Genomic DNA, 24186 nt, shown 5'->3' on the forward strand with positions numbered 1-24186 from the left:
GGGCGCGGTCAGTGGTTGTTGGTGGTGACCAGTGCGGCGCCGAGACCGACCATCATCACGCCACCGGCAGCACCGAGCGTGTCGAGCCGCTCCGGCTTGCGCGCGAACCAGTCCCGGGCGCGGCTGGCGGCCAGCGCCCAGCAGGTGTCGGAGGCCACGGCCATCACGCCGAACAGCACACCGAGGAGCACCAGTTGGGGTGCGGCGGCAGCGGAGGAGTCGATGAACTGCGGCAGGAAGGCCACGAAGAACACGATGGTCTTCGGGTTCGTCGCCCCCACCACGAAACCGGTGCGCACCGCCTTGAGGTCACCGCCCGGCGAACCACCGCCCTGACCCGCCTGCTCGAGTGCGGCCCGCGCGTCGGCGCGGTGCCGGAACGCCTGGACGCCGAGGTAGATGACGTACGCCGCGCCGATCAGCTTGATGATCGTGAACGCGGTGGCCGAGGCGGCCACGACCGCGCCCAGCCCGATCGCGACGAGGATGACCTGCGCGACCAGTCCGAGCGCATTGCCGACCACCGAGAGCAGTGCGTCGCGCCGACCGACGGTGAGGGCGCGGCCGATGGTGAACAGCAGACTCGGGCCCGGCACCTGGATGAACAGGATCGAGGCGATCGCAAAGGCTGCGAACTGGCTGGACGAAGGCATGAGCAAGTATCCGTCACGCCGCGCGAGATCGCGACTTCGTTTCCACTCAGCCGCAGGCCGACCCGACCGATGGTTCGCCCATGACGACCTGTCCGCCGTGGTGCATCACCAGCGCCGAGGAGCACGCTGATGAGGAGGCTGGCTCCCTCCTGCACGAAGGCCCGACCTTCGGCCTGATCCGGACCTGGTGGCTCGAAGGCCCGACCGCGGCCTTCACCGCGACGGTGACCGAGTCGTCGTACGGAGAACTGACCTCCGACGACCTCCGCCAGTTGGCGACCGACACCCTCGATGCCGCGATGTGGATGGACCGCCAGGCGAACTCGGGGACGCTCGGTCAGGACGTCTCCGTCGTCGATCTCGTACGACGGGCACACAACCAGGCCACGCGCTCCGCCTGAGCCGCCTCAGCGCTCAGCGGCGCCTGAACCGCGCGACGAGGCGGGCCAGCAGACCGGGCTTGCGTTCGCCCTTGGGCTCCGACGACGTGTCCGGCAGCTGGTAGCTGCCGATCTGGATCCCGTCGGTGCTGTTCGCGCGGACCGGGGCCTCGATCTTGCCGTTGGTGACGCGCACCTTCTGCAGGTCGTTCCAGATCGAACTGCCGGGCCCGGTGGGTTTGTCCATGTCCCATGATGACATCGGCCACCTAGGGTGTCGGCATGTCTGATCTCGAACAGTCCATCCGGATCAACGCCACGCCGGCCCGCGTGTGGGAACTGGTCAGCGACGTCTGCCGGATGCCCGAGTGGAGCCCGCAGGTGACCTCGACGCGCCTGCGCAGCGGCTTCGACCTCGGCCTCGGCGCCGAGTTCACCAACCGCAACCGGGAGGGCGAGCTGGAGTGGACGACGCACGCCGAGATCGTGCGCTTCGACCCGGAGAAGGAGCTCTCCTTCAAGGTCGTGGAGAACTGGGCGATCTGGACGTTCCGCCTGGAGGCCGACGGCGAGGGCACCCTGCTGACCCAGACCCGCGACACCCCGGACGGCCTGTCCGACCTGTCGAAGGAACTCACGGACGGCTTCTTCGGCGGCCAGGACCCGTTCCTCGCGACGCTGACCGCCGGCATGCAGCAGACCCTCGAGCGGATCAAGGCTGCCGCCGAGGCCTGAGCCGGTCAGCGCGCCGCGAACTGCTCCCAGGTCGCGCCGCCGTCGGTCGTGCGCCACACCTCGCCGGGATTCGTGCCCGGGACCCACACGACCGGCCCGTCGACGTACTCGAAGCCGAGGGGCGCCACGTCGGGAGAGTCCGTGACCTCCGGGTGGGTGCCGGCGACCTTCTCCAGAGATCCGCCGACGACCCGCCAGACGCCGGCATCCACGAGCCGGTCCTTGTCGTTCCAGCGGCTTGCGAGGACACGGATCTCGCCGTCCTCGTTCCATGCGCCACCGAGCGTGAAGTAGTCGACGCCCTTCTCTGCCTCCGTCCGCGTCCACTGGTCCGGCGCTGCTGCGCTCGCCGTACGGATCGCCACGAAGGGGAACAACGTGGCGCCGTCGCCGCCCTCGAAGATCGCGTGGTCCTGCCCGATGGCCGACTGGACCACCAGCGGCGGGAACTCGCCCGGCCCCGGGTCGGCGTCCTGCCAGGTCGCACCACCGTCGTCGGACCAGTAGTAGGTGAGGCCGTCGCCGTAGGTGAAGCCGGCCAACCGGTTGCCGAACGACTGGAGGCTGTCGAGTCCGGCGCGCACCGGGATGGGGTGGCCCGTACCGTCGGCCGCCACCGCGATGACCGGAGTGCCGCCCTCCTCGGGAGCGAGCACGACCGGCACCTCTCCCGCACCGACCGGTTCCACCTTGTCCGCCACCGCGACCGGGTCGCTGACCCCTTCGTCGTCGAGGAGGCGCAGCACCGCGCCCTCCCAGCCCTCACGCAGCACGAAGGCCCCGTCGGCTGCGGCGGTGAGGCTCGAGCCGCTCGGCACGGCTCGTAGGGAGCGGGTCGCGAAGCCGTCCGTGGTCCAGGCCAGCACCCAACGCTGGTCCTCCCACTGCCACAGGACGGCCATCCGCTCGGGGTCGCCCGGAGTGACGGCCATCGACAGGATCGACGCATCGGCCGCGTCCACGACGGCCGCCAACTCCGCCTGGCTCGGACCATCGGAGGCTTCCGACGCGGGCGCCGTCGGTGACGGGGTGTCGGCCGGCCCGGGTCGTACGTCGCCGTCCCCGTTGCCGAACACCTGCACGGCCCCCACGATCCCGGCCACGGCCAGCGCGGCTGCCGCGAGCGCCCCCGCCTGCCGTCGGGTACGACGACCACGACCGCGCCGCGCGAGCGACTCGAAGTCCGGCACCTGCGCGGCGTCGGCGGCGAGACGTGCGACGTCGCCGCGCTCGCCGTTGAGGACCTGCTCGATGTCAGCCACGGGAACCTCCATTGACGATGGCCTCGGTGCCCAGGACCGCGGCGAGCGCGGTGCGTCCGCGACTGAGCCGTGCCTTGACGGTGCCGACCGGCACTCCGAGGGTCTCGGCGACCTCTGCAACGGGGAGGTCGGCGAGGTAGTGCAGCGCCAGCGCTTCGCGCTGCTGCTGGGGAAGGGACCGGAGTGCTGCCACGAGGGCGAGCCGGTCATCGGTGAGTTCAGGCATCCGTCCGTCGACGGCCGACGCGGTGCGGCGGTGCAGTCGATCGCCCATCAGGCGCCGGCGGTGGCGGGTCCGGGCCACGTTGACCGCGACGGTGCGCAGCCAGGCCTCGGGTTCGGCCACCCGCTCGAACGTGCGGCGCGCGGCCACGGCCCGGGCGAAGGCCTCGGCGACCGCCTCCTCGGCCTCGGTCAGGCTGCCGCAGACGCCGTACAACTGACCGACGAGGCGACGGTAGGACACGTCGAAACACCGACGGATCGGGTCATCGGGCACAGTGTCCACGGCACCTCCCAGGTCGCTCGGATTCTGTCACTCACACGACCCGCGACAGGCCCGGAAGGTTGCGTCGCAGGCGAAATCTCCGGCTCAGTAGTGTGGGCACGTGCCTGTGCTGGTCCTTGCGTCCGCGTCCCCTGCCCGTCTGGCGACCCTGCGGAGCGCGGGTTTCGACCCGCAGGTGATCGTGTCCGGCGTCGACGAGTCGCAGATCGTGGGCATCCCACCGGCCGAGCTCGCGTTGCGGCTGGCCGAGCTGAAGTGCGGCGCCGTGGCCGACCGCTCCGACCTGCCCGCCGATGCCCTCGTGCTCGGGTGCGACTCGGTCCTCGAACTGGACGGCGAGGCCCTCGGCAAGCCGGACGACGCGGCCGACGCCGTCCGTCGCTGGGAGGCCATGCGCGGACGTTCCGGCGTGCTGCACACCGGCCACTGCCTGCGCGACGTGGCATCGGGACAACAGTCAGCCGCCACCGCCTCGACGACCGTGCACTTCGCGGACGTCACCGACGAGGAGATCGCCGCCTACGTCGCGACCGGCGAACCCCTGCACGTCGCGGGAGCGTTCACCGTCGACGGACTCGGCGGCGGCTTCGTCACCCGCATCGAGGGCGATCACCACAACGTCGTCGGCGTCAGCCTGCCGCTGGTGCGCGGCCTGGTCCGGGAGCTCGGGCACCAGTGGACCGACCTGTGGGCGCGCTGACCCGGGCGGCGATCCTCGCGACCTTCCTGCTGTCGCTCGTTCTCCCGGCGCCGTCCGGTGCCGACGACGACCCGGGTCCCGCGCTGGCCGGCACCCCCGTCGCCGGCACCGCCGATCCCGCCCAGGCGCCCGCCCTCACCACCGGCCGCTACCTCGACCGGTTGCCGGCCACGGGCGAGCTCCACTACCGGCTCCCCCGCACCGAAACGGGCACCACCTTCCACGTCGCGGCGTTGTACGTCGGCTCCGGCAACTCCATCGGCGAAGGCCTCCGGCTCAAGGTCGGTACGACGCCCGGCGACCAGGGCTGCGGCAGTGGCGGCGTGTTCCGGCCGACCCTCGGCGAGCCAGCTCCCGTCCTGTTCACCACCGTGTCGACCTGGACCGACGTGACCGACCACGAATGCGCGACGGCCGACGGGCTCTTCCTGTCGGTGGGGGCACCCATCGAAGCGGCCGATGCCGACCTGGCCTTCGAGATCCTCGTGTTCGAGGAGCCGCCCTTGTCGTCGTACTCCTTCGACGTGCTGCCGACGCCCGAACAGCGCGCGTGGACGCCGCTGGTGCCGGCGGCCACGGCGCGTGAGCTCCCGCTCGGGACCACACCGACGAACGCGCCCGTGGTCCGCGACGGGACGTTCCGTCTCGAGCTGCGACCCGGGCGGACCCTCGTGCTGGCGATCCCGCTCGACTGGGACCAGTCGCTCGCGGCCCAACTCGACGCCGTCCTCCCGAAGGGCGCCCCGGCCACCGACGGGATCAGGGTGCAGGTCGTCGGCCCGATGCTCGGCACCAGCCAGGTGTCCTTCACCGACGCCCGACCGGCCGACTGGACCGAAGGGACCGGGTCGTTCCGCACCGGAGCGCAGTCCCACGTGGTCGCCTACCCGAACCGGGACTCCTACGACGCGGGCATCAACACCGAGTCACTCGCCGGGATCCACTACGTCGTGATCAGCTGGACGGGCACAGCCGCCGACGGCACCGCCGCGACCTCACCCGAGGACGCGGCGCTGAGCGTGCCCGCGACCGTGACGCTCGCGCGGAGCGGCGAGGCGCAGGACGGCGTGCCGGCCTACACCGAACTCGACGGCCTGATCGGGCCGCAGGCCGGATCGCGGCTGGTCGACGGCACCCTGCAGGCGCCCGTCGTGGCCGCCCGCACCCCGCCGAAGGTCTCCGACGACGGCTTTCCCGTCGAGTTGCTGGTGGCCGGCGGCCTGGCGATCGTCGCGGCCCTGCTCTTCGTGCTCAACAGGGTCCACCACCACGTGAAGCGCGGCCGACACCGCCGCTAGGACTACTCGACCGGCAGGCCGAGGCCGCGGGCGATCAGCATCCGCTGCACCTCCGAGGTGCCCTCGCCGATCTCCAGGATCTTCGCGTCGCGGTAGAACCGCGCGACGGGGTACTCCTCCATGAAGCCGTAGCCGCCGAACACCTGCGTCGCGATCCGGGTCGCGGTGACCGCGGACTCCGAGGAGTAGAGCTTGGCGACCGAGGCGGCCTGCTTGAACTCCTTCACCGACGGTCCGCCGCCACCGAGCATGGCGTCCTTCATCGCGGCCGCGCGGTAGGTCAGCAGGCGCGAGGCGTGCAGCATGACCTCGAGGTCGGCGATCTGGAACGCGACACCCTGCTTGCGTCCGATCGGCCCGCCCATGGTCTGGCGGTCCAGCGAGTACTCGACGCACAGGTCGACGCAGGCCTGCATCAGGCCGACCGCGAGCGCAGCGATCGCGACCCGGCCGTCGTCCAGCGTCGCGAGGAACTGCGCGTAGCCGCGACCGCGCTCACCGAGCAGGTTTTCCTCAGGGACCCGGCAGTCGACGAAGGACAGCGGGTGGGTGTCGGAGATGTGCCAGCCGAGCTTGTCGTAGGCGGCTTCGGCGGTGAAGCCGGGCGTTCCGGCCGGTACGACGATCGTGGAGATCTCCGGACGCTGCTCACCCGTGGTCGAGCTTGTCGAGACCCCGGTGCGGGCGGTCACGGTCACCAGGGAGGTGATCGACGAGCCGGAGTTGGAGATGAACTGCTTGCTGCCGTTGATGACCCACTCACCGGAGGACGGATCGACCTCGGCCTTGGTCTTCGTCGCGCCCGCATCGGAGCCCGCTCCGGGTTCGGTCAGGCCGAACCCGGCCAGGCGCTGTCCGGACACGAGGTCGGGCAGCCAGGTCTTCTTCTGCTCGTCGGTGCCGTAGGTCAGGATCGGGTTGATGCCCAGGCCGACGCCGGCCTCGAGCGTGACACCGATGGACTGGTCGACACGGCCGAGCTCCTCGATGGCCAGGCAGAGCGAGGTGAACGGGCCGTCCTCCGCGTCGAGCCCGGCGCCGCCGTACTCCTCGGGAGAGGTGAGGCCGAACAGGCCGAGTTCGCCCATCTTCTGGATGACGTCCGTGGGGAAGTGGTGCGCCTTGTCCCACTCCGCAACGTGGGGACGGATCGTTGCGTCGGCGAAGTCGCGCACCGTACGGCGGAACTCCTCGTGCTCGCGGGACAGTTCGAACTGGGTCATGGGCGCCATCCTAGAACACGAGGTTAACGATTGCTAACCACGCGATGAGTGGATTTTTGTCGTGCCCGCGCCGCCGGGTTACTGCCCGGTCTCTGGATCCGGTCAAGGCGACAAAGCTAGGACGCCCTAGAATCCGTCGTTGGCGTGCGAAGCACCGCCATCGACCGCTCGACAGGAGTTCCCGTGTCTCAGTCCGTGCAGCCGCTGCGCAAGGTCCTCATTGCCAACCGTGGCGAGATCGCGGTCCGTGTGATCCGCGCCGCCAAGGATGCCGGTATCGGCAGTGTCGCGATCTACGCCGAGCCCGACGCGACCGCGTTGTTCGTGCGCCTCGCCGACGAGGCGTACGCCCTCGGTGGCTCGACGCCCGCCGAGTCGTACCTCTCGATCCCGAAGATCCTCGACATCGCCGCGAAGTCGGGCGCCGACTCCGTGCACCCCGGTTATGGCTTCCTCGCCGAGAACGCCGAGTTCGCCCAGGCCGTCATCGACGCCGGGCTGATCTGGATCGGCCCCTCCCCCGAGGCGATCGAAGGCCTCGGCGACAAGGCCAAGGCCAAGCAGATCGCCCTCGCTGCCGGCGCCCCGCTGGCCCCGGGCCTCAAGGACGCCGTCAAGGACGCCGACGAGATCGTCGGATTCGCCAAGGAGCACGGCCTCCCGGTCGCCATCAAGGCGGTCTTCGGTGGCGGTGGCCGTGGCCTCAAGGTCGCGCGCACCCTCGAAGAGATCCCCGAGCTCTACGAATCGGCCGTCCGCGAGGCAATCTCCGCCTTCGGTCGCGGCGAGTGCCTCGTCGAGAAGTTCCTCGACAAGCCGCGCCACGTCGAGACCCAGTGCCTGGCCGACAAGTACGGCAACGTCGTGGTCGTCTCGACCCGCGACTGTTCGCTGCAGCGCCGCCACCAGAAGCTGGTCGAGGAGGCGCCCGCGCCGTTCCTGACCGACGACCAGAACCAGCGCCTGTACGACTCCTCGAAGGCGATCCTCAAGGAAGCCAAGTACGTCGGCGCCGGCACGTGCGAGTTCCTCGTCGCGGCCGACGGCACCATCTCGTTCCTCGAGGTCAACACCCGCCTCCAGGTCGAACACTGCGTCTCCGAAGAGGTCACCGGCATCGACCTGGTGCGTGAGATGTTCCGCATCGCCGCGGGCGAGGAGCTCGGCTACGACGACCCCGAGATCCGTGGCCACTCGATCGAGTACCGCATCAACGCCGAGGACGGCGGCAACAACTTCATGCCCGCCCCCGGCACGCTCACCGCGTGGAACCCGCCGCAGGGCCCGGGCGTCCGCGTCGACGGTGGCTACGAGAAGGGCGAGACCGTTCCCGGCTCGTTCGACTCCCTCGTCGCCAAGCTGATCGTCACCGGCGCGACCCGGACCCAGGCGATCGAGCGTTCGCGCCGCGCCCTGTCCGAGTTCGAGGTCGACGGGATGCCGACCGCCATCACCTTCCACGAGGTCATCACCAACGACCCGGCCTGGGTCGCCTCCTCGAACCCCACCGGGGAGGGCTCGTTCGACGTCTACACCACGTGGATCGAGACCGACTTCGACAACAAGATCGTTCCCTACGCTGGCACTGCTGGCGAGGCCGAAGAGGCCGGCGAGAAGCAGACCGTGGTCGTCGAGGTCGGCGGCAAGCGCGTCGAGGTCGTCCTGCCCGCAGGCCTGGGCGGCATCTCCACCGGTGGCGGCGGTGGCGCCAAGAAGCCCAAGCGCTCCGCAGGCAAGAAGGCCGGCGCAGCCGCTTCGGGCGACTCGGTCTCCAGCCCGATGCAGGGCACCATCGTCAAGGTCGCCGTCGAAGAAGGCCAGGAGGTCGCCGAGGGCGACGTCGTGGTCGTGCTCGAGGCGATGAAGATGGAGCAGCCCCTCAAGGCCCACAAGGCCGGCACCATCACCGGCCTGACCGCCGAGGTCGGCGCCACGATCGGTAACGGCGAAGTGGTCTGCGAGATCAAGGGCTGACGCCTACCAGGTTCGTCGAAACGCCCCCGCCGGTTGGTGGGGGCGTTTCGCATCTACAAGCCGCCGATGGCGCGAAACCGTGCGCAAGGCGGAGCGCTTCGATGCAAAGATCGACACATGACGCAGCCGACAGATCGTGAGTCGAGCAGCCTGCGCAAATGGGGTCGAGAATGGCGCATCGGTACCGCCGCCGACGTCACCTGGATCCAGGACTCGACGCGGAGTGGTCTGGAGATCACCTCAGCCATCCCCCCGGTCTTCGAGGCCTACGCGACCATCGTTGTGCCCGAGCAGAACCACGCACTGCCGGTCGTGCGACATCTTCGCGAGCACTCCCGCGGGCGGAAATGGTGGCTAGGGTTCCTCGAAACTGGGGCATCGGACGTGGTCTTCCCCGAGGCGCCTCGCGTGAAGCTCTACGCAGACTGGAGTTACGTGCTCGTTCTGGCCGGGCCGGACGAGGCCCTGACCTGGCGCGGTGACAGATCAGACTTCCACGGTCGCGGCCCTGACTTGATCTTCCCGACGGACCATTCCTGGCTGTTGTCGTGGCTGTGGGACGACGACTGGTACTGCCTCGGAGGCTCAGAACATCTCATCAAGTCGTTCCTGAGCCTGCCCGACCTGGAGGTTCGCCGAGTGTCATTGGACGAGGACGCCACTCCGCCGGGACACCAGGCGTACTGACAACACGACCGTCCCACGGAGGTACGCCCGTCTGCGCGCCACCTGCCCGGTCCCCCGTCAGGACAACCGCTCCTTGAGCGCCACCTCGACCGTGTCGCCCTCACCCTTGCCCAGCTTCTTCCGTACGGCGGCGGCGACGGGCAGCATGTGCGTTCCGTTGCCGAGCGCCATGAAGGAGGTCGTGAACGGCACCCCGTCGATCGTGCCGCGAACCTTCACCAGGCCCTTCGTGCCGAAGTAGTCGACGGACTCCGCCCACTTCACGCAGGTCCAGGCGTTGGGGCTGTCGGTGCTCTTGCAGAGGGGCTCGCTGAAGGTGACGTCCAGTGGGCCAGTGCCATGCGCTTCATCGCTCATGGAAGTGCGGACTACGAATCGAGCCGCGATTCATCGGCCGCACGGCTTGCCCGACCACGTCCGTCAGCCTTCGCGCGGTACAGCGCGGCATCGGCGGCAACCATGGCGGAGGCGACGTCGCTCCCGCCGGACATGGTGGCGATCCCGAAACTGGCTGAGCGCTGCTCGCCGCCTCGTCCGTAACGGGTCGCGATCGCTCCCACGAACTGCTCGGCTTCCACATCGGGAACCAGGAGCACGAACTCGTCGCCGCCCAGCCGACCGACGCGACCACCGTTGCCGACGATGGCTTCGCAGCTCTCGGAGAAGGCGATCAGCGCCTCGTCGCCAGCCGTATGGCCCAGCCTGTCGTTGAGGTCCTTGAACCGGTCCAGGTCGGCGATGACCAACGCTGCCGGCCGGCCACCACGACCCCGGAGGTCGCGCTCGACGACGCGGAAGAACTCGGCGCGGTTGAGCAGACCGGTGAGCGCGTCCCGGGTGGCCTGCAACCGCAGGTCGGAGGTCTGCTGCTCGTGGCTGAGCGCCGACATGCTGAACGTGACCACCACCAGGAGGACCATGGTGAGCAATGTCGTCGTCTGGCCACCGAACCCGACGTCGAAGACCGGGTGATCCGGGCCGACGACGACGAACACGACCGCTCGCACGAGGTAGTACCCCGCGATGCACCCCGAGGTGATCGCCATCGAGGTCACCGCGAAGCGGATCTGGTCGCCGTTGCCGTCCCCGGAGTCACGCTCCCGGAGCAGGTGATGGAGCTCGACAGCCGACCACCCGATCAGCAAGGTCATGGCCAGGAGGTACGCAATGCCACCGGACCACCGGTCGTGGACCGGGTCATCCAGCAGCGACACCAGCAGGACCAGGGCAGGAACCAGTTGCAACGGCCACCACGGGACCTTCTGACCGCGAAGCGACCGGGCACCGGCCCAGACGCAGCCCGCACCGAGCACACCGGTCGCGTTGCCCAACGGATTGGCGGCGACCTGTACCGGGGTGCCGTTGAGGACGAACAGCAACGCGCTCAGGATGAAGCACGCCAGCGAGAGGCACCACCAGGCACTGTAGGAGGACCGGGTGGAGCGGTAGGTCACGCCGTAGAAGAGCGCGAGGACACACACGGCCACGAGGCCGAAGGCCACACGCAGGGTGATGGTGTCCACGTCGCCACGTTAGGTCCGTAGCGAGCGGCCCGACGAGCGAATGGGGGCCGAAGAGGGACCGTCCAGCAAATCATGGTCGATGTCCGCAGCGCCATGGTCATTCCGGGCTGGCCGAGACCTCCACCGCCGGGACGAAGGTCCTGACGAGCGAGCGTTGCCCAGGTCGGCGCACTCAACCGCGCCGCCACCTGAACCAGCCACTGGCTAAGGTCGGTCGCGTGAGTGAACTGCGCGATCCGGCCCAGCGGGTCAGTCCCCGGGCACTCACCCTGTGGCACGTCACGGCCGGCATCGAAGCGGCCGTCACCGGGATCGCCGCCGGTGTCGCGATCGCGCTCTGGGCACCGGACGCTGTCCGCTGGTGGCTGGCCGGCGTCCCGCTGCTGCTGTTCGCAACAGCCGCGGTCGTCGTACCGCAGTGGCGGTATCGGGTGCACCGTTGGGAGGTCTCGGCCACGGCGGTCTACACGCAGCGCGGATGGTGGGCCCGCGAGCGACGGATCGCCCCGATGTCGCGGGTGCAGACCGTCGACTTCGCGCAAGGACCGCTGGCCCGGCTCTTCAACCTGGCCACGGTCACGGTGACCACCGCGTCGGCCGCCGGGCCGCTGCAGATCGAGGGCCTGGACCGCGACGTCGCGGTGGCCCTCATCGACGAACTCACCCGGAAGGCCGACCTGGTGGCGGGCGACGCGACATGAGCGCGACATGAGTGAGGTCGAGACAGCGACCGGCGCCGCTGTCTGGGAGCGGCTCGATCCGCGGATGCTGCTGATCCATCCACTCAAGGAAGGCGCCAAGTTCCTCCCCGTGCTGCTCGGCCTGGTGGTCGCCGGCGGCGTCTCCGGTTCCGGCCCCTGGGCCCTGCTCGGCGTCCTCGTCCCCGTTGCGCTCGGCATCGTGCGCTACTTCACCACCACCTATCGGGTCACCGCCGGACGCATCGAACTGCGCCGTGGCCTCCTGCAACGCCACACGCTTTCGACCCCGGTCGACCGCGTCCGCACCGTCGACCTGACCGCGTCGGTCCTGCACCGGATGCTGGGCCTGGCGACCGTCGTCATCGGCACCGGCAGCGTGGTCAGTGATGCCGACGAGCGACTCTCCCTCGACGCCCTCCCCCGCGAGCAGGCGAACGCACTGCGGGTCCATCTGCTGGGGTCTCGACAGGCTCGACCAGCGGACGAGGCGTACGGCGGCGCCGACGAGGCACCCAGCGACGAAGTCGAACAGGTCGTGGCGCGGTTCTCGCCGCGCTGGCTCTGGTACGCACCCTTCAGCGGCACCGCAATCGTGGCCTTCAGCGCCCTGACTGGTGTCGCCCTGCAGTTCTCCGAGGGCCTCGACATCGAGGTCAGCGAGGAGGACCTCGCCGCGATCGACACCGGATTCATCCTCACGATCGTCGGGGTGGTGGCCCTGCTGGCCGTCGTGGTGACCGTCGGCGGCTACCTGCTCACCAACGCCGGCTTCCTGCTGTCGCGGCACGGCGCCGCCTGGCACGTCCACCGGGGCCTGCTCACCAAGCGCGAGACCAGCATCGACGTGGCCCGCCTCGCTGGTGTGAACCTCGGCGAGCCGGCGCTGCTGCGCCTCGCGAACGGCCGCTCGGTCAGCGCCATCGTGACCGGCCTGGACCGCAGCCAGGCCAGTTCCTCGGCGCTCCTGCCGCCCGCTCCCGCGGAAACGGCGTACGACGTCGCGCGCACCGTGCTCGGCACGGCGGAGCCGATCGACGGGCCACTCCTCACCCATGGCCGCGCGGCAACCACGCGCCGCTACACCCGCGCCCTGCTCGGCGCATCACCCTTCGTCGTACTCCTGGCGTTGGCGGTGGCCGCCGGCGCCTCGCCGTGGCTCCTCGTCGCTTCAGCCCTGCCTCTCGGCATCGCGCTGGCCCTGGCCACGGATCGCGCGCGGTCCCTCGGCCACGCCCACCACGCCGACCACGTCGTGATGCGGTCGGGCTCACTGACCCGCGCCCGTTCGGCCCTCGGCTCGTCCCACGTCATCGGCTGGAACCTCCGCGCCACCTGGTTCCAGCGCCGCGCGGGCCTGGTCCATCTCGCCGCGACCACCGCAGGTGGCGGCGGCCGCATCGACGTGGACGACGTCCCCACACCTGCCGCTCTGGCCCTTGCCGAAGCGGCGACGCCGGGCCTGCTCAGCCAGTTCTTCAAGGAGACCCCATGACCGACGGGACCTACGCACCCCACCTCGACGGCGATCCCGATCCGGGCGAGGTCGTGTGGGCGTGGGTGCCCTACGAGGACGACCCGCAGCAGGGCAAGGACCGCCCCGTCCTCGTGATCGGCAAGGGCGTCGGCCCAGCAGGCCAGACGACCGTCGACTGCCTCGTCATGACGAGCAAGGACCACGATCGCGACGAGGAGCAGGAAGCACAGCGGGGGCGGGTCTGGATGGATGTCGGCTCCGGCGGCTGGGACACCCGCGGCCGCGAGAGCGAGGTCCGCCTCAACCGCCTCGTCGTCCTCGACGCCGCCGACGTCCGTCGCGAGGGCTCCGCCCTCGACCAGACCATCTACGAGGCGGTGGTGGCGGCGCGCGCCGCCCTCAGCGCATGAGGAACGACGCGCGCCACGTCTTGCGGTGCGCCCTGCCGACCATCCCCTGCTCCTCGAGGAACGGCATCACCTTCTCGCCCATCCAGGCGATCGTCTCGCGGTAGTTCTCGTTGCCCAGGGCGGCTCGACGGCCTTCGCGCGGGTCGATCCCGACCGACGCGTAGACGTCGGGGTGCACCAGCGACCGCATGGTGATGAAGGCGACCTGGGCGGTGAGCCACTGGTGCCAGACCCGCTCGGTGCGGCCGAGCGTGCGCACCGACTTCGCCAGTTCGTCACGGGCGAAGGTGACGTGGCGGGCCTCCTCAGTCACGTGGATCCGCGACACCATCCGGGTCAGCGGCTGGATCCGTTCGTCGCGCATCGAGTCGCGCTGCCACCGGTCGACCGGCTCCTCGCCGATCAGGATCGACGCGTACGCGCTCGGGCCACGCAGGGCCAGCGGTCCGAGCTTGGCGAACTGCCGCACCTGGGGCCGCGGGCCGTACGCGGGCATCCCCATCGAACCGATCGCGCGACCGAACATCACCGTGTGCCGGGTCTCGTCGCCGATCTCGGTCAGCGCGAACTGCGTGCGCGCATCCCGCGGATCGGCGGAGTAGACGTCACGCAGCAGCAGCTGCATGAGGACGACCTCGAACCAGATGCCGACGCTGGCGATGCTCGCGACCTCGTGGCGCGAGAGCGTGATCTGCTCCTCCTCGCTCAACCGGTCCCACAGCTTCGTGCCGTAGAGGGAGATACGCTCGGGCTGCATCCACCACAGGCCGGGGACGGGCGGTGCGTCCCAGTCGAGGTCGACGTCGGGGTCGTAGGACTGCTTGGCCGTGGAGCGCAGCAGGCGGTCGGCGAGGGGATCCACGATCGTCATGGCCAGGTCCTTCGGAAGATTAAGTATTACCGTCGGTAACGTCTACCTGTACTGTTCTCCTCATGGCCGGCAACGTCAAGGGCAACGTCAAGAGTGATGGGCGCACGACCCGGTGGGACAAGCACCGGGCCGACCGTCGAGCAGAGTTCGTCCAGGCCGCGATCCGCGCCATCGACGCGCTCGGGCCGGACGCCTCGGTCGCCGACATCGCCGCCGAGGCCGGCGTCAGCAAGCCGGTCATCTACCGCTACTTCGCCGACAAGGACGAGTTGTACGCCGCCATCGGCACCTGGTGCGCCGACCTGGTCCTGGACCGGGTGATCACCGCCGTCCTCACCCCGGCGACTGCGCGCGACCGGGTCAGCAGCGGCGCGACGGCGTACCTCGACACCCTGGCGGAGCACCCGGCGGCCTTCCTCCTGCTCATCCGCCACCACGCAGCCGGAGGTGACCCGCTCGACGACGGCAAGGCGGTCATCGCGGCCAAGCTCTCCCGCCTGCTCGGCGACGCCCTGCGGCACCTCGGCGGCGACGCAGGTGCGGCCGAGCCGTGGGGGCACGCCATCGTCGGCGTCGGCAACTCCGTCGGCCAGTGGTGGCTGGAGCGCCGCACGATGTCCCGCGCAGCGGCCACGGCGTACCTCAGCGACTTCATCTGGCACGCCCTCTCCGGCGCCGCCGAGGAGCAGGGCGTCCACCTCACCGCCCTCGACCCGCCCGCCAATGTCCAGCCGATCGTGCGCCCGATCCGCAAGGAGCAGGCATGACCGTCGTCCACGAGCCGCAGGCGTCGTACGACGGCCCAGCCACGGTCGTGCTCGACGGCACCGAGCAGGCCGTCACCGTGACCCTCCGTGGGGCCTTCCAGCCGCTCGACGGGCACTTCCACTGGTACGGCCGGATTGCGGACTCCCCCGCACTCGCCACGCTCCGGAGCGGCACCCACGTCCGGCTGCGAACCGACCACGGCGAGGCCGACGGCCGGGTGTCCGATCGCGACCCGTGGGGCCGTTTCCGCATCACGGGTACCGGCGTCCCGCCCTTCTAGTCCCTGGTCACTAGTCTCGGGCCGTGGCTGCCCAGACGACACACGGACCGGTGATGGCCGGTGTCGTGACCGCGGTCGTCGGGTTCAGCAGTTCGTTCGTGGTCGTGTTCGCGGGCCTGACCGCGGTCGGCGCGACGCCCGACCAGGCCGCCTCCGGCCTGCTGACGCTCTGCGTCACCCAGTCCCTCGGGATGTTGTGGCTGTCGCTGCGGCACCGGATCCCGGTGACCCTGGCGTGGTCGACCCCAGGCGCCGCGCTGCTCGCCTCCACCGCCGGCGTGACGGGCGGCTGGCCGGCCGTCGTCGGCGCCTTCGTCGCCACCGGCGTCCTGATCGTGCTGACCGCACTGATCCCCCGGATCGGCGACCTGGTCGCCGCGATCCCCCACAGCCTCGCCCGCGCCATGCTCGCCGGGGTCCTGTTGCCCCTGTGCCTGGCGCCGGTGACGGCGCTGGTCGATGCACCCTGGGTGATCGCGCCGGTGATCCTGACCTGGCTGGTGCTGCTGCGCCTCGCTCCGCGCTGGGCCGTGCCGGGCGCCCTCGCTGTCGCTCTCGGCACCGTCCTCGCCACCGCCCACATCGGCGCCGGAGCCCTGGCCCCGACGGTCGCGTGGACCACGCCGTCGTGGTCGTGGTCCGCACTGATCGGCGTCGCACTCCCCCTGTACGTCGTCACGATGGCGTCGCAGAACGTGCCGGGCGTCGCCGTGATGAGCGGATTCGGCTACACCGTTCCGTGGCGCGAGTCGCTGACCGTGACCGGCATCGGGACCATCGTCGGAGCACCGACGGGCGCACACGCCATCAACCTCGCCGCGATCAGCGCCGCCCTGGCCGCCGGACCGGACGCCGGGCCCGACCGGAGCCGCCGCTGGATCGCCGCGGTCAGTGCATCGGTGACCTATCTGGTGCTGGCTGTCGCGAGCAGCGCTCTGGCCGCCATGGTGGTGGCCGCTGAGGACGGTCTGATGCAGGCCGCAGCGGGCCTGGCCCTGCTCGGCACCCTGGGCGCTGCCCTGGCCGAGGCCCTCGCCGACCCCGCCGAGCGCGAATCAGCCGCTGCGACGCTGGTGGTCGCGGCCTCGGGGGTGACCGTCCTCGGCATCGGTGCCGCCTTCTGGGCACTCGTGGTGGGGCTGTTGATCCGGGCGTTCCTGCAGCGGTCCGGAATCAGCAGGAAGCCACGCCACCCGGACACGCCAGCATCGTCGACTTGAGCCCCAGGCGCGACCGGAAGATGTCGCCGCTGACGAGGACCACTCCGGCCGCCCCGCGGACGCGCACCTCGGTGACCCGGCCACCCCAACTGCCCTTGCCGTCGCGCTTGGTCACTTCGATCTTCAGGAAGTCACCGATCGTCGGCCAGGCCTTCTCGATCGTGGTGGCCGGAACGACCGCCTGCCAACTCGTGTTCGGGTTGCCCGACCACAGGTCGTAGGGGTCCTGCTTCGCCGCCAGATAGGGCCGCGACCCGGCGGAGGACCAGCCGCCGTTGCTGGAGGAGAACTGCGTGAAGGCGGGCTGGCCGTCGTACGTCCGGATGGCGGTGGCCGTCGCCTTGATCGCAGCGTCGCTCGCCGGGTGCTCGGCGGCCACGCCGCGGTAGACCTGGCACGCGCTCGTGTCACACAGGTAGTAGTGCGGTGGGTGCCGGTTGCTGCGCGCGAAGGCGGCATAGGTCCGCGCTGCCACGGCCTGCGCCTGCACGGCTTGCGCGTGCCACAGCGCTGGAATCTCCACGGGCACCACGCCCTTGAGGTAGTCCTCGAGCCCGACGACGTTCACGGTGTCGCGGCCGACGCCCGATGCCGGGATCGCCGATCGGATCCGTCCGCGATAGGTGGCAGACCCGCCGGGGTGGTAGACGCGGATCGGCGCATTGGCCGCCCCGAACTCGGCCTGGCCGGGGATGTCGCGCACGGTTCGCCACTTGTCGGCGAGGACGGACAGCCGCGTCGACCGGTTGCCGGGCAGGGCGACCAGTTGCCACTGCTTGGCGGTGCTGGAGTTGAGCTTCCAGATCGCGCCCGACTTCAGGCTCCGCACCGTCAACCCCGTCCGGTGCCCGACCACGACGTTGCTGGAGGTGTCCGCGGTGAGCAGCACAGCCATCACCCCAGTGGCGGTCGCGGGGGTCGTGCCCGGGTAGTAGAAGTCGAGGATCTGGCCGGCCAGGAGGCCGTGGTTCCTCGCTGCGTTCTGGGCGCCGTACTGCGACATGCCGTGCCCGTGGCCCCAGCCGCGACCGATCAGGGTCAGCGAGGTGGGTCCTGCCGCCTGCGCAGGCGGTACGACGACAGCCGTCACCACGACCGCGACGAGCCCCGCAAGGAGGGCCGTCAGGGCGTTCAGGAGGGTTCCCGAGACCAGGCGCATCCGTCGAGGGTAACCCGCCGGTTCCAGTCCCGTGGCCGGTCCGAACTAGGATTCCTGATCATGACCGAGCTCGACAGCACGCAGGCCGCGGACCCCATCGCCGTACCGGACCGCCCGGCGCTGGAAGGACTCGAGCAGAAGTGGTCCGACCGGTGGAAGGCGGACAACACCTTTGCCTTCGACCGGACCCAGCCGCGGGAGAACGTCTACGCCATTGACACGCCGCCGCCGACCGTCAGCGGCAGCCTGCACGTGGGTCACGTCTTCTCGTACACGCACACCGACCTGATCGCCCGTTTCCAGCGGATGCAGGGCAAGTCGGTCTTCTACCCGATGGGTTGGGACGACAACGGCCTGCCCACCGAGCGCCGCGTGCAGAACTACTTCGGCGTCCGTTGCGACCCCTCGCTGCCCTATGACGCGGACTTCACGCCGCCGGAGAAGCCGGACCCCAAGCGCCAGATCCCGATCAGCCGCCCGAACTTCATCGCCCTGTGCGAGCAGCTCGTCGAGCAGGACGAGAAGGTCTTCGAGACGCTGTGGCGCACCCTCGGCCTGAGCGTCGACTGGAACATCACCTACACGACGATCGGCGCGAAGGCGCAGACCGTCAGCCAGCGCGCGTTCCTGCGCAACCTGGGCCGCGGCGAGGCCTACCTCCAGGAGGCGCCGACCCTCTGGGACGTCACCTTCCAGACCGCGGTCGCGCAGGCCGAACTGGAGGCCCGCGACTACGCCGGTGCCTTCCACCGCGTCGCCTTCCACAAGCCTGATGGCACCCCGGTGCACATCGAGACCACGCGTCCCGAGCTGATCCCCTCGGCCGTGGCCCTGATCGCCCACCCCGACGACGAGCGCTACCAGCACCTCTTCGGTACGACGGTCACCTCTCCGGTCTTCGGCGTCGAGATCCCCGTCCTGGCCCACGCGGGCGCCGAGAAGGACAAGGGCGCCGGCATCGCGATGTGCTGCACCTTCGGTGACCTCACCGACGTCACGTGGTGGCGCGAGCTGCAGTTGCCGGTCCGCACCGTGATCGGCCGCGACGGCCGCTTCACCCGCGAGACGCCGGAATGGCTCTCGAGCGAGCAGGCCTCGGCGGCGTACGAAGACCTGATGGGCAAGACGGTCCACTCGGCCCGCGAGGCCGTCGTCGCGAAGCTCCGCGAGTCCGGTGACCTCGACGGCGAGCCCAAGCCGACGCAGCGGATGGCGAACTTCTACGAGAAGGGCGACAAGCCCCTCGAGATCGTCTCCACCCGTCAGTGGTACCTCCGCAACGGTGGCCGCGATGCCGACGTCCGCGACCAGATGCTGGCCCGTGGCGCCGAGATCGAGTGGCTGCCGCAGCACATGAAGCACCGCTTCGACAACTGGGTCGGTGGCCTCAACGGCGACTGGCTGATCTCGCGGCAGCGCTTCTTCGGGATCCCGTTCCCGGTCTGGTACCCGCTCGACAACGAGGGCGAGCCCGACTACGCACGCCTGCTGCTGCCCACCGAGGCCGAGTTGCCGATCGACCCGTCGACGCAGGCGCCCACCGGCTACGCCGAAGAGCAGCGCGGCAAGCCCGGCGGCTTCATCGGCGACCCCGACGTGATGGACACCTGGGCGACCTCGTCACTGACGCCGCACATCGCCGGCGGCTGGGAGACCGACCCCGACCTGTGGTCGCGCGTCTTCCCGATGGACCTGTGCACCCACGCGCACGACATCATCCGCACCTGGCTGTTCTCCCGCGTCGTCCGTGCGCAGCTCGAGAACGGCGCCGCGCCGTGGACGCACGCGATGATCTCCGGCTTCATCGTCGACCCCGACCGCAAGAAGATGTCGAAGTCCAAGGGCAATGTCGTCGTCCCGGACGAGATCCTCCAGAAGTACGGCGCCGACGCCGTTCGCTGGCGTGCCGCCATCGCCCGCCCCGGTCTGGACTCGCCCTTCGACGAGACCCAGATGAAGGTCGGTCGCCGACTGGCGATGAAGGTCCTGAACGCCTCGAAGTTCGTGCTCGGCAGCGTCGGCGCGACCGAGTTCAGCGCCGCCCGCGTCAGCGAGCCGGTCGACACCGCGCTGCTGGGTCGCCTCGGCGGCGTGGTCCGCAAGGCCACCGAAGCGTTCGAGGCCTACGACTACACGACGGCCCTCGAAGTCAGCGAGAAGTTCTTCTGGGAGTTCTGCGACGACTACCTCGAGCTGGTGAAGGAGCGCGCGTACGCCGAAGCGGGGGACGCCTCCGACTCGGCCCGCGCCACCCTCGCGTTCGCCCTCCAGGTCCAGCTCCGGCTGCTCGCCCCGTTCCTGCCCTACGTCACCGAAGAGGTGTGGTCGTGGTGGCAGGAGGGTTCGGTGCACCGCGCCCCGTGGCCGACGGTCAACGAGCTCGGTTCGCCGGCCGCGTCCGACGGGTCGATCATCGACTCGGTCGCCGCTGCGCTGGGGGGCATCCGTGGCGCCAAGTCGCAGGCCAAGGTCACCATGAAGACGCCGCTGTCCCGCGTCGAGGTCACCGGCCCCGAGAAGGCGGTCCGTGCCGCCGAGCTCGCCCAGCGCGACCTGATCGCCGCCGGCAAGATCATCGGCGACCTGGTCTTCACCGTCGACGAGTCCGCCACCGAGATCAAGGTCTCCGCGGAGATCGCCGAGGTCGAAGAAGCTCCTGCGGCACCGGCTGAGTGATGCTGGTCCGGTTCGTGGCCGCGGTGGCGGTGGTGCTCGTCGCCGCCACCGGCTGCCGCGCCACCGAGTGGCCCTCGGATGCCGATCAGGCGCAGTTCTGCGAGGACATGACCGGGACCCAGTTCCGGGAGAGCGGGATCGACGACCTGATCGTGCATCACGGGACGCCCCGGGACCTGCCCTTCGAGGCGCGCCGCTACCTGCTCGACCTGGCCGACGGCAACGAGACCGACCCCGTCGGCGAGCAGGCGCTCGCGAAGTACGTCACCGACCACTGCTGACCAGCGGTCAAGCAGAACAGGTCAGGCGGACTTCTTCTTGGGCTTCGCCTCGCGCAGGATCAGCGTCGGCGCCACGTCGTTGTCGACGACGTCGCGGGTGATGATGACCTTCTCCACGTCGCCACGGCTCGGGACGTCGTACATCACGTGGAGGAGGACCTCCTCGATGATGGCGCGCAGCCCACGAGCACCGGTGCCCCGCTCGAGAGCCTTGTCGGCGATGCCCTGGATGGCGTCGTCGGAGAACTCCAACTCGACACCGTCGAGGTCGAAGAGCTTCTTGTACTGCTTCGTCAGCGCGTTGCGCGGCTCGGTGAGGATCTGCACGAGCGCCGCCTGGTCGAGCGGGCTGACGCTCGCGATCAGGGGCAGTCGACCGATGAACTCCGGGATCAGGCCGAACTTGGTGAGGTCCTCGGGACGCACCTTGCTCAGCAGGTCGTCCGCAGCACGCTCGGCCTCGCCACGCGGCTCGGCCGTGAAGCCCAGTGACTTCTTGCCGACGCGCTGCTCAATGATGTGCTCGAGCCCGGCGAAGGCACCGCCGACAACGAACAGGATGTTCGTGGTGTCGATCTGGATGAACTCCTGGTGCGGGTGCTTGCGGCCGCCCTGCGGAGGCACCGAGGCGGTGGTGCCCTCGATGATCTTCAGCAGCGCCTGCTGCACGCCTTCACCGGAGACGTCGCGGGTGATCGACGGGTTCTCGGCCTTGCGGGCGACCTTGTCGATCTCATCGATGTAGATGATGCCGGTCTCGGCCTTCTTGACGTCGTAGTCAGCAGCCTGGATCAGCTTGAGCAGGATGTTCTCGACGTCCTCGCCGACATAGCCGGCTTCGGTCAGTGCCGTGGCGTCCGCGATCGCGAACGGGACGTTGAGCATCCGGGCCAGCGTCTGGGCGAGGTAGGTCTTGCCGCAACCGGTCGGGCCGATCACGAGGATGTTGGACTTCGAGACCTCGACGACCTCGTCCTTGTGCTTGCCCGACCCACCGGGGCCGACGCCGGGCGAGACGCCCGCCTGGACCCGCTTGTAGTGGTTGTAGACCGCCACCGCGAGGGACTTCTTGGCCTGCTCCTGCCCGATGACATACGAGTTCAGGAACTCGAAGATCTCCTTGGGCTTCGGCAGGTCAGCGAGCTCGACCTCGGAGCCCTCGGCGAGCTCCTCTTCGATGATCTCGTTGCACAGGTCGATGCACTCGTCACAGATGTAGACACCCGGACCAGCGATGAGCTTCTTGACCTGCTTTTGGCTCTTGCCACAAAACGAGCACTTCAGCAGGTCGCCACCGTCACCGATGCGTGCCACGGGTCCTCCTCAGATGTGAACTCCCCGACGGTACTCCCTGTCGCGCCCCGGAGGGGGCGTGACACCAGGTGTACGTCGAGGAGGTCATCGGGTCCTTCAAGATCAAGCGTGAAATCAGACGAGTACGGGGGTCTTGAGGGACTCAAGAATGGAGTCGATCAAGCCGTACTCGATCGCACCCTGAGCGGTGAGGATCTTGTCGCGCTCGATGTCGCGGCTCACCTCTTCCATCGACCGGTTCGAGTGGTCGCTGATCATTTTCTCCAGAAGTTCCCGCATCCGGAGGATCTCGTTGGCCTGGATCTCGATGTCCGAGGTCTGGCCGAACGTGCCCTCGGTGTAGGGCTGGTGGATCAGGATCCGGCTGTTGGGCAGCGCCAGGCGCTTGCCCTTGGCACCCGAAGCGAGCAGGATCGCCGCCGCCGAGGCCGCCTGGCCGATGCACACGGTCTGCACATCGGGCTTGATGAACTGGATCGTGTCGTAGATCGCCGTCAGCGCGGTGAAGGAACCACCGGGGCTGTTGATGTAGATGCTGATGTCCTGGTCGGGGTTCATCGACTGCAGGCACAGCAACTGGGCGATGACGGCGTTCGCGACGTCATCGGAGATCGGCGAGCCGAGGTAGATGATCCGGTCCTCGAACAACTTGCCGTAGGGGTCGATGCGCCGGAACCCGTAGGAGGTGCGCTCTTCCCACTGGGGGATGTAGTAGTTCATCAGCTCAGTCCTTCTTGTGGGCCGGACGGCCCTCGTCGACGGCTTCCCGGGCGCTCTTGACCACCTTGTCGACCAGGCCGTACTCCTGCGCCTCGGCGGCCGTGAACCAGCGGTCACGGTCGGCGTCGTTGGTGACCTGCTCGACGGTCTGCCCGGTGTGCTCGGCGATGAGGTCGAGGAGCACCTTCTTGATGTGCAGCGACTGCTGCGCCTGGATCTTGATGTCCGAGGCGGATCCGCCCATGCCGGAGGACGGCTGGTGCATCATGATCCGCGCGTGGGGCAGCGCGTACCGCTTGCCCTTGGCGCCGGCGCAGAGCAGGAACTGGCCCATCGAGGCAGCCAGGCCCATGCCGACCGTGGCGACGTCGTTGGGGATGTAGTTCATCGTGTCGTAGATCGCCATGCCGGCGTCCACGGAGCCACCGGGGCTGTTGATGTGCAGGAAGATGTCGGCTTCGGGATCCTCTGCCGACAGCAGCAGCAGCTGGGCGCAGATCGCGTTGGCGTTCTGGTCGCGCACCTCGGAACCGAGGAACACGATCCGCTCGCGGAGCAACCGGCTGTAGATGTTGTCGTCGAGGAAGCTGATCCCCGCCGCGCCGTTCATCTGAGGGCCTCGCTCGGGGCCACCGGGAAACTGAGTCACGACGGTGACACTAGCCTCCCCGGGGGACAGAACCACGCGATAACACCCCCTGTTCGCCGACAGCAGATTTAGCGCTCGGCTGCGGCCTTCAGCCCCGCCACCGTGGTGGCCATCCCCGCCTCGAGCTCATCGGCGTGTTCGACACCGCCACCGAGGAACGCCGATGCGAACACCTTGCTCATCAGTGTGTTGCCCGAGGGCACCGGCCGGCGGTGGACCACGCGGGTCGCCTCGCCCTCGGCCGCCAGCTCCCAGACCCATTGCGCCCCACTGGACTTGGTGTCCCAGACCAGCCGCCGGCCCGGATCCAGGGCGGCCACGACCGAACGTGTGGGCCAGACGACGGCCTTGCGCCGGTTGATGCCGAGGTACCACTGGCCGGGGCGAAGCCCGCCGCGCTTGAGCGGAATCATCGAGATCGTCTCGGGACTCCACTGCGCCATCTGCTTGAAATCGGTGAGCAGCGCCCACACCTGGTCAGCGGTCGCATCGATCAGCGCCTCGGCGTGAAGCTCGCGGGCTGCCTCTCCGGTCGTCATGGAGGCCATCTTGGCAATAACTTCCGCCGAAGTCATGACGTTGTGTCGGTGACTGTCCGGGTCGGTCGCGCCCACCGCCGCACCCTGGAGGTCCCTTGTCTGCCCGGTTCTGTGGTGACTGTGGCGTCGATCTGCCGCCGACTGACCGGTTCTGCACCAGTTGCGGCGCACCCAACGCAGC

27 protein-coding genes are annotated in these 24186 nt (G+C 69.4%); 14 read left to right on the forward strand and 13 right to left on the reverse strand.

Annotated elements, in window-relative coordinates; all coding sequences use genetic code 11:
• Positions 1–8: 8 nt before the first annotated feature.
• Complete coding sequence (locus HRC28_RS21205) at positions 9–653, reverse strand: LysE family translocator (protein ID WP_182377359.1); 645 nt, start codon at positions 651–653, stop codon at positions 9–11.
• A gap of 80 nt (positions 654–733) precedes the next feature.
• Here HRC28_RS21205 and HRC28_RS21210 point away from each other — a divergent pair, with 80 nt between their 5' ends.
• Positions 734–1054: a hypothetical protein gene (locus tag HRC28_RS21210; RefSeq protein WP_182377360.1), complete on the forward strand. Its 321-nt coding sequence runs from the start codon at positions 734–736 to the stop codon at positions 1052–1054.
• Between the two features lie 13 nt (positions 1055–1067).
• Here HRC28_RS21210 and HRC28_RS21215 read toward each other — a convergent pair whose 3' ends face one another.
• Entirely contained in the window at positions 1068–1280 is a 213-nt protein-coding gene (locus HRC28_RS21215) for a hypothetical protein (RefSeq protein WP_182377361.1), read from the reverse strand.
• A gap of 35 nt (positions 1281–1315) precedes the next feature.
• Here HRC28_RS21215 and HRC28_RS21220 point away from each other — a divergent pair, with 35 nt between their 5' ends.
• Positions 1316–1768, forward strand: coding sequence for an SRPBCC family protein (locus tag HRC28_RS21220; protein ID WP_182377362.1), 453 nt, complete (start codon positions 1316–1318; stop codon positions 1766–1768).
• A gap of 5 nt (positions 1769–1773) precedes the next feature.
• Here the strand turns inward: HRC28_RS21220 and HRC28_RS21225 are convergent, their stop codons facing one another.
• Together HRC28_RS21225 and HRC28_RS21230 are read right to left on the reverse strand one after the other, a co-directional pair.
• The gene (locus HRC28_RS21225; protein WP_182377363.1) at positions 1774–3030 is read right to left on the reverse strand and encodes a hypothetical protein; all 1257 of its coding nucleotides are present in this window, start codon (positions 3028–3030) and stop codon (positions 1774–1776) included.
• Complete coding sequence (locus HRC28_RS21230; RefSeq protein WP_237111596.1) at positions 3023–3538, reverse strand: sigma-70 family RNA polymerase sigma factor; 516 nt, start codon at positions 3536–3538, stop codon at positions 3023–3025. The genes HRC28_RS21225 and HRC28_RS21230 overlap by 8 nt, the downstream gene beginning before the upstream one ends.
• Positions 3539–3638: 100 nt before the next feature.
• Here HRC28_RS21230 and HRC28_RS21235 point away from each other — a divergent pair, with 100 nt between their 5' ends.
• Positions 3639–4238: a Maf family protein gene (locus tag HRC28_RS21235; protein WP_182377364.1), complete on the forward strand. Its 600-nt coding sequence runs from the start codon at positions 3639–3641 to the stop codon at positions 4236–4238.
• Positions 4226–5536 (forward strand): hypothetical protein, encoded by a 1311-nt coding sequence (locus HRC28_RS21240; protein WP_182377365.1) that lies wholly within the window; start codon positions 4226–4228, stop codon positions 5534–5536. The genes HRC28_RS21235 and HRC28_RS21240 overlap by 13 nt, the downstream gene beginning before the upstream one ends.
• Positions 5537–5538: 2 nt before the next feature.
• On the opposite strand, the gene HRC28_RS21245 is transcribed toward HRC28_RS21240, so the two are convergent.
• Positions 5539–6759 (reverse strand): acyl-CoA dehydrogenase family protein, encoded by a 1221-nt coding sequence (locus HRC28_RS21245; protein WP_237111597.1) that lies wholly within the window; start codon positions 6757–6759, stop codon positions 5539–5541.
• Positions 6760–6942: 183 nt separating this feature from the next.
• Between HRC28_RS21245 and HRC28_RS21250 the strand changes: the two genes are divergently transcribed.
• Positions 6943–8733, forward strand: a complete 1791-nt coding sequence (locus HRC28_RS21250) for a biotin carboxylase N-terminal domain-containing protein (protein WP_237111598.1) — start codon at positions 6943–6945, stop codon at positions 8731–8733.
• 117 nt (positions 8734–8850) lie between these two features.
• On the forward strand, positions 8851–9420 hold the full coding sequence (locus tag HRC28_RS21255; RefSeq protein WP_182377367.1) for a hypothetical protein: 570 nt from the start codon (positions 8851–8853) through the stop codon (positions 9418–9420).
• A gap of 57 nt (positions 9421–9477) precedes the next feature.
• Here the strand turns inward: HRC28_RS21255 and HRC28_RS21260 are convergent, their stop codons facing one another.
• Together HRC28_RS21260 and HRC28_RS21265 are read right to left on the reverse strand one after the other, a co-directional pair.
• Positions 9478–9777 carry a DUF1905 domain-containing protein gene (locus HRC28_RS21260; RefSeq protein WP_182377368.1) on the reverse strand — a complete coding sequence of 100 codons (300 nt, stop codon included), beginning with the start codon at positions 9775–9777 and terminating at the stop codon, positions 9478–9480.
• Positions 9778–9788: 11 nt separating this feature from the next.
• A complete protein-coding gene (locus HRC28_RS21265; RefSeq protein WP_182377369.1) occupies positions 9789–10943 on the reverse strand; it encodes a GGDEF domain-containing protein in 1155 nt (384 codons plus the stop codon).
• A gap of 218 nt (positions 10944–11161) precedes the next feature.
• Here HRC28_RS21265 and HRC28_RS21270 point away from each other — a divergent pair, with 218 nt between their 5' ends.
• Genes HRC28_RS21270 through HRC28_RS21280 form a run of 3 tightly spaced genes read left to right on the forward strand, consistent with a single transcriptional unit; the run spans position 11162 to position 13528 of the window.
• The gene (locus tag HRC28_RS21270; RefSeq protein WP_182377370.1) at positions 11162–11644 is read left to right on the forward strand and encodes a PH domain-containing protein; all 483 of its coding nucleotides are present in this window, start codon (positions 11162–11164) and stop codon (positions 11642–11644) included.
• Positions 11645–11651: 7 nt separating this feature from the next.
• Complete coding sequence (locus tag HRC28_RS21275; protein WP_182377371.1) at positions 11652–13136, forward strand: PH domain-containing protein; 1485 nt, start codon at positions 11652–11654, stop codon at positions 13134–13136.
• Positions 13133–13528 carry a type II toxin-antitoxin system PemK/MazF family toxin gene (locus tag HRC28_RS21280; protein ID WP_182377372.1) on the forward strand — a complete coding sequence of 132 codons (396 nt, stop codon included), beginning with the start codon at positions 13133–13135 and terminating at the stop codon, positions 13526–13528. Before HRC28_RS21275 ends, HRC28_RS21280 begins: the two co-directional genes overlap by 4 nt.
• On the opposite strand, the gene HRC28_RS21285 is transcribed toward HRC28_RS21280, so the two are convergent.
• Complete coding sequence (locus HRC28_RS21285) at positions 13518–14399, reverse strand: diiron oxygenase (protein WP_182377373.1); 882 nt, start codon at positions 14397–14399, stop codon at positions 13518–13520. The genes HRC28_RS21280 and HRC28_RS21285 overlap by 11 nt on opposite strands.
• 62 nt (positions 14400–14461) lie before the next feature.
• Between HRC28_RS21285 and HRC28_RS21290 the strand changes: the two genes are divergently transcribed.
• From HRC28_RS21290 to HRC28_RS21300, 3 genes are read left to right on the forward strand one after another with little or no spacing between them, the layout of a single operon-like run.
• Positions 14462–15166: a TetR/AcrR family transcriptional regulator gene (locus HRC28_RS21290; RefSeq protein ID WP_182377374.1), complete on the forward strand. Its 705-nt coding sequence runs from the start codon at positions 14462–14464 to the stop codon at positions 15164–15166.
• Entirely contained in the window at positions 15163–15447 is a 285-nt protein-coding gene (locus tag HRC28_RS21295) for a DUF4873 domain-containing protein (protein ID WP_182377375.1), read from the forward strand. Before HRC28_RS21290 ends, HRC28_RS21295 begins: the two co-directional genes overlap by 4 nt.
• Positions 15448–15470: 23 nt before the next feature.
• A complete protein-coding gene (locus tag HRC28_RS21300; RefSeq protein ID WP_237111599.1) occupies positions 15471–16667 on the forward strand; it encodes a benzoate/H(+) symporter BenE family transporter in 1197 nt (398 codons plus the stop codon).
• On the opposite strand, the gene HRC28_RS21305 is transcribed toward HRC28_RS21300, so the two are convergent.
• A complete protein-coding gene (locus HRC28_RS21305) occupies positions 16621–17826 on the reverse strand; it encodes a SpoIID/LytB domain-containing protein (RefSeq protein ID WP_182377376.1) in 1206 nt (401 codons plus the stop codon). The two genes, HRC28_RS21300 and HRC28_RS21305, sit on opposite strands and share 47 nt — an antisense overlap.
• A 60-nt stretch (positions 17827–17886) precedes the next feature.
• On the opposite strand from HRC28_RS21305, the gene valS reads away from it, so the two are divergent.
• Both valS and HRC28_RS21315 read left to right on the forward strand, forming a co-directional pair.
• Positions 17887–20502 (forward strand): valine--tRNA ligase, encoded by a 2616-nt coding sequence (gene valS / locus HRC28_RS21310; RefSeq protein WP_182377377.1) that lies wholly within the window; start codon positions 17887–17889, stop codon positions 20500–20502.
• Complete coding sequence (locus HRC28_RS21315; RefSeq protein WP_182377378.1) at positions 20502–20783, forward strand: hypothetical protein; 282 nt, start codon at positions 20502–20504, stop codon at positions 20781–20783. The genes valS and HRC28_RS21315 overlap by 1 nt, the downstream gene beginning before the upstream one ends.
• Positions 20784–20804: 21 nt before the next feature.
• On the opposite strand, the gene clpX is transcribed toward HRC28_RS21315, so the two are convergent.
• The 4 genes from clpX to HRC28_RS21335 form a co-directional block, all read right to left on the reverse strand.
• Positions 20805–22097 (reverse strand): ATP-dependent Clp protease ATP-binding subunit ClpX, encoded by a 1293-nt coding sequence (clpX, locus tag HRC28_RS21320; RefSeq protein ID WP_182377379.1) that lies wholly within the window; start codon positions 22095–22097, stop codon positions 20805–20807.
• 114 nt (positions 22098–22211) lie between these two features.
• The gene (locus HRC28_RS21325; RefSeq protein WP_056713496.1) at positions 22212–22817 is read right to left on the reverse strand and encodes an ATP-dependent Clp protease proteolytic subunit; all 606 of its coding nucleotides are present in this window, start codon (positions 22815–22817) and stop codon (positions 22212–22214) included.
• Between the two features lie 4 nt (positions 22818–22821).
• Positions 22822–23427: an ATP-dependent Clp protease proteolytic subunit gene (locus HRC28_RS21330; protein ID WP_182380865.1), complete on the reverse strand. Its 606-nt coding sequence runs from the start codon at positions 23425–23427 to the stop codon at positions 22822–22824.
• A gap of 107 nt (positions 23428–23534) precedes the next feature.
• Positions 23535–24005 carry an SRPBCC family protein gene (locus tag HRC28_RS21335; RefSeq protein ID WP_182377380.1) on the reverse strand — a complete coding sequence of 157 codons (471 nt, stop codon included), beginning with the start codon at positions 24003–24005 and terminating at the stop codon, positions 23535–23537.
• Positions 24006–24186: the final 181 nt, after the last annotated feature.

The organism is Nocardioides sp. WS12 (assembly GCF_014108865.1).
Lineage (GTDB): Bacteria > Actinomycetota > Actinomycetes > Propionibacteriales > Nocardioidaceae > Nocardioides.